This is a genomic window from Thermogutta sp. (assembly GCF_014359955.1).
GTDB lineage: Bacteria > Planctomycetota > Planctomycetia > Pirellulales > Thermoguttaceae > Thermogutta.
The window spans coordinates 1-4966 of sequence record NZ_JACIYL010000290.1; the positions used below are offsets into that span (position 1 = coordinate 1).

General features: G+C 58.1%; 4 protein-coding genes, 1 pseudogene and 1 riboswitch. Of the genes and pseudogenes, 3 read left to right on the top strand and 2 right to left on the bottom strand.

Translation table 11 applies throughout. From position 1 onward, the window contains the following. Together H5U08_RS10055 and H5U08_RS10060 are read right to left on the bottom strand one after the other, a co-directional pair. Positions 1-588 (bottom strand): annotated as a pseudogene (locus H5U08_RS10055) (hypothetical protein); the annotation flags it as partial. Positions 589-675: 87 nt separating this feature from the next. Then, positions 676-1518: a DUF1559 domain-containing protein gene (locus H5U08_RS10060; RefSeq protein ID WP_297032635.1), complete on the bottom strand. Its 843-nt coding sequence runs from the start codon at positions 1516-1518 to the stop codon at positions 676-678. Positions 1519-1576: 58 nt separating this feature from the next. Further along, positions 1577-1821: riboswitch (cobalamin riboswitch) on the bottom strand. Positions 1822-1989: 168 nt separating this feature from the next. On the opposite strand from H5U08_RS10060, the gene H5U08_RS10065 reads away from it, so the two are divergent. Genes H5U08_RS10065 through H5U08_RS10075 form a run of 3 tightly spaced genes read left to right on the top strand, consistent with a single transcriptional unit; the run spans position 1990 to position 4712 of the window. After that, positions 1990-2532, top strand: coding sequence for a sigma-70 family RNA polymerase sigma factor (locus H5U08_RS10065; RefSeq protein WP_297032640.1), 543 nt, complete (start codon positions 1990-1992; stop codon positions 2530-2532). Positions 2533-2539: 7 nt separating this feature from the next. Beyond that, the gene (locus tag H5U08_RS10070) at positions 2540-2926 is read left to right on the top strand and encodes a hypothetical protein (RefSeq protein ID WP_297032636.1); all 387 of its coding nucleotides are present in this window, start codon (positions 2540-2542) and stop codon (positions 2924-2926) included. A gap of 52 nt (positions 2927-2978) precedes the next feature. Then, entirely contained in the window at positions 2979-4712 is a 1734-nt protein-coding gene (locus tag H5U08_RS10075; RefSeq protein ID WP_297032638.1) for a hypothetical protein, read from the top strand. Positions 4713-4966: the final 254 nt, after the last annotated feature.

The following is a 4966-nucleotide window of genomic DNA, read 5'->3' on the forward strand; positions in this document are numbered from 1 at the left end:
CAAAATGCGAACAAATTGAAGGTTGCTGAAATCTAATAGGGGCGATATTCCGACCAAAACGGCTAGGTCGAACGGGGTTCCCCAACCCTGCCGGTATTTACCAGCCAAACCGGTGATATTTGTCGGGTCCACGGCGCCATATGGCCCCACAGGGCCGGGTGTGAGGGAATCGTTGGGAAACCGGAAGTAATTGACTCCATCACTGGAAACTTCCACGTACGCAAGTTCCAGAAAGGTATCGCTAAAGCTGTTTTCAAACACGGCGAAGTCCCAACCGGGTCCGTCGAAAATTGGCCGATCGAATGTCAGGACAATGCTTCCTCCTTCTCCCAAACTGACAACATCGAACGAATCACCCACCGCCGGTCCCAGGGCTTTGTTCGGGGTTTGCCAGGTGATGGAAACATTGGCCCCCGGTTGATAATCCAGCCAGCCGCTTGCCCACCCTACAAATGCGGGATCGGACATATGGACCGCCAGGGAACCCGGCTGACCCGCGGCGGGATCATAGGGCCCGGCATCGACTTCTCCTTTCACCATCATCAATACCACAGGGGTCAGGAGGAAAAGGCTCACGAGTTTGCGCATCAATGGCTCCTTTCTGCTGAGTCTTTTCCCCTCGGAACTCACACCAACCCCTCCGAGCCTCGCGCTGACCGCCAGCGCGAAATCCGATCACCATTCACTGACAACCTCTCCACCTGCGCGGGTGCAAAGGGCCGCCAGGACTTTGAGGTCCATCGTTTCCTTGAGAAAGTGCACCGATCCATCCGTGAAGAGTCCATTCGCCCCACCTGGATGTTTGCTCCGGATGTCGTTCTCGAAAGCCGGGGCCTTGTTGATCGAAAAAGCCTGGTCGAACACATTCAGCCCGTTGATCCACTGTCCGTCGCGGAATCCGGAGTCCTCCGAAATGATCAGCGTGTGCGATGTCCCGTCGGTACAGTCGGCCACCGTCAGTGCGCGGTCATAGAGCAACATTCCTTTGGGCGGATTGTTCGGGCTGGTGATGCGTTCTCCGTAGATACCCCCGTAATCGCATGGACCACGCCCTTGCCGCAGTTCACGCTGGTTGGTCGCGCTGGGGCAGATGTAGAGTGGCAAAATCGTGGCGGCCGCTTCGGCATTCTCTGGTGCGTCGAATGGTTTACCCGTGTCGATGCGATCATAGAGAGGTTTCTGCTCCACGTACGGCAGGAGGAAAACAGACCATGCGAGTTGCCGTCCGGCAGGACCATAGGGTCTGCCGGTTTTGGGATTGATCATCGCGCGATGTTCTATACCGCCAGGTGGAAAGCAGCCCATCGCCTGGTGGTAATTGTGCAGGCCCAGCCCCATTTGACGGAGGTTGTTTGTGCAGGAGGCGCGGCGCGCGGCCTCCCGAGCCGCCTGCACAGCCGGCAAAAGGAGCCCGATCAGCAGCCCCACAATGGCGATGACGACCAGCAGTTCCACCAGGGTGAAGCCGACGCGGCGCGCAGGTGCAGCGCCGTGTTGCGGAATCTTGCAATCTCCCATGAAATCAGGCACACCCCAGAATAAGCCGTGTTACCTGCGGCCTCCGTCCCACGCAGAGGACCGACAGTCCTGCGTTGGTAGGTCTTCTGACTTCCGGACTCGACCCGGCCCGGCCTTCTCGTCGCAACGAACCTCGGCGATCAAGACCGCCGGGGCCTTTTTGCCGCGACAATGGCCAAGGAGACTGGGCGGGTCTGGTAACGTCCGGTCACAGCGGCGGGGACCGTTCCGGATTTGCACCGGATTCCCTGTTACCCGACCAGACAAGCCGTCTGGCCGGACACCAACGCCCAACGCCATCATGCTAGCAAGGCGACACGGTCCTGTCAACGGGCAGAACTGGCCCCGCGTTAATAAAACGGGAAATGGAGTGGATTTCGGAACAGTTGCCCTTTTCCAACAAATCCGTTAGACAAATCCGGGTTTGAAACTTCTCTTACTATTAGGGAGCCATAAGGACGACGAGGCGTGATGCCCCATGACGAGTATGCCAACCTCCTCGAAAGATTCCGCGACGGCGATCCGACAGCCCTGGCCGAGTTGTACGATCGCTTTGCGGGGCGTTTGTACCGCGTAGCGTTCAGGATGCTCGGGGAACATGCCCTGGCCGAGGACGCCGTGCAGGAGGTCTTTCTGGGGGTTTTGAAGGTGCGTTATCGCCTGGGCACGCTGGAAGATCTCTCCGCCTACCTGTTTTGTTGCCTGCGGAGGGCGGTGGCAAGACTCCAGGCCGTTCGACACCGCGATCAACAAGCGGAATGTGATCGCTTCCACAACTCGGCGACTTGCACGCCGGAAGGACGACCCGGAGAAACGATCTGGTCGAAAACGGTGCTTCAGGCGCTCCAACGCCTGCCATCGGAACAGCAAGAGGTCGTTCTGCTGAAAATCGATGGCGAACTGACGTTTGCCGAAATCGCGACGGTCCTGGGAATCAGCCCGAATACGGCAGCCAGTCGTTATCGCTACGCTCTCCAAAAACTTCGTCAATACCTGCGTTCTCAGGGAGAATAGCATAACCATGGCGTCGCCAGACGATCTGAAAGCTGAAGAGGTGAGTTCTCTCGAGCAGATGCTTACGAGCCTGCCTCGCGTCTCTCCCCGTGGGGAGCTTCGCGAGAGGATCCTGACGCAGGCCCGGGAATACCTTGAGAAGGAAAAACGGCGTCGTCAAATGTTTTGGATGAGCTTTGCTGCTGCCTGCATGTTCCTGGCATGCCTCCTTTTCACATGGACCCAGGGCATGAGATTGAAGGTGCTGGTTCCAGCACCCGCTCCCCGGGATTCAGTGGAAATGCAAATCTGGCAACAACAACTTCGGTTCCTGCAGGCCAATGGACGCATGGACGCTCTGTTCGCGGACACAGTGCGAGATGAGGAGTTTGTGAAACCTTCGTACCCGCATTAGAGGACAGTCACAAGGGCGCCGCACTTGGCGGCGGTTCGCTGGGAGCTTTGCTATGGCGTACCTGATTCTTATTACTCTTGAGAGTCTGGTGGTTTCCCTGCTTCTGGTCGCCATTCTCGTAGCGCTAGGTAGTTCCGCATCACGGCTGGTGCGAGGAGGAATTCTCATCATCATCGCTGGGATCGGCGTGGCCTTGACGGCGTGGATCCTTTCGCTTTCGCTCACGTTGTTTGCAAGCTGGGTCGGCAAAAATCCTCTGCGATTGCTCGCGCTGGCCATTCCTATTATCGCCCCCTACGTCCTGGGAGTGGTGCTCTTACTCAAGGGCTGGCAACGCGACAGGGCTGACAAGACGCTCTTGCCACGGGCAGCAGCGTGGTCCCGGATGGGATTGACCGCCCTTTTTCTCGCCGCGATCATGCTCGAGCTATTGACTCTCATGATGATTGATTTGACGGTACGCCAAACCATGGCAGCAGTACGGGTGGAAGCCTATACGCTGGCGGCCTCGGTGGCTCCTGAACGTCTGCCCGAAAGCGAAAACGCCGCCATGCTCTACGATCCCCTCTTTTCCAACTGGCACGTCACCCAAAAGGACTGGCCCGAGGTGTACGTGCAAGCCAGCGAGGCCTTAACCGGGGAGATGGAAGACGGGACGACCTCGCAAGCCGGGTCCCAGAATTTGGAACACGAGGCTTTTGATTTCGGCAACCCTGAGTTGGGGGAATTCCTCCGTCAGCGAGCAGGCGAGCTGGCCCTGCTCCGTCGGGCCGCAGCCCTGCCCGCGTGTCATTTTGAACGGGATTATTTTCGTCCCAGCCTCACCATGCTCCTGCCCCAACTGTCCGACTTCCACACAGCGGGTCGGCTCCTCGCCCTGGATGCCCGGTATTCTCTGGCGCATGGTGATTTTGCCCAAGCCATTGACGACATTAACGCCCTTTTTGGTCTCGCCCGCCATTCCAAGGAACCTTTTTTCGTCGGCCTGCTGGTGTCGATAAGCCTGGAAGCTTCAGCCGTAAGAGAGCTCGAAAATTTCCTGATGCATGCGGAACTCAGCCAGGAAATACTGGCCCGGATCCGGCTCGAATGGACCTCTTCCCTGCAGGAGGTATTCAGCCGTTCCGTTCGAATGGAGGAAGCCATGGGACTTTTAACATTCTGCTCTGTTGCCACCGGCGAGTTACCAGCAACGACGGTGGTCGCACTGAGCCGGGGAGGCGAACCGCCGCTGGTGAGTCAATTGCCAACCTTTCGCTCTCCGTGGCTTGTGGATGATTTGACACTGTTCCGAGAACTCATGAAAGACGTTGAATCCTTCGCGAGTCTGCAGCTTTTCCCCGTGACTCAAAGACTGGAATCGGTGGCATCTTTGGACGAGGAGGTTGACAATGCCCGATGGAGAGCCCCCCTGACCCACGCCATTTGTCCCTCCTACCGCAGTGTCTACCTCGCGCTGGCCAGGGCCGAAGCGCGTCGGCACGTGGCGGAGGCCGGGCTGGCCGTGTATCGTTACGCCCTCCGTCATAACCGACTTCCAAAAACCTTGGACGAACTTATACCGGATGAGCTGCCATTCGTGCCGATAGATCCTGCGGATGGGCATCCCCTGCGAGCCCGATTGGCTAGCAAGGATGCGCTCATCCTCTACAGCCTTGGACCCGATGTTAAGGACGACGGCGGACGCCCGCTGAAGTTCGATGCCGCCAAGGGCGTCTTTGAAGGAGACGTGCGCTTTGTAGTTCGTTGGGTCCCCGCGAGAAATCGAGCGGAGACCTCCGAATGAGCGGGGAAGCCCGCCCTTCTTTGCCCCGTCGCAGAGGCATCCCCCTCGCGTCCGACTCATCTCCATCTTTTCCATCTTTTTTCTGCGGCGGGAAAGAAACGCGGACCTTGGCAAGGACTTGCGCGAAAGTGATTTTCAGCCCCGGGGGAACGTGCTCATCAGATGTACATTCCAGTGTGCGCACAACCCATCTTGCCGACCGGGCTTTAACGACTCGGCGCAGTCGCTCGTTAAACGGTAGGGGCCATTCATGA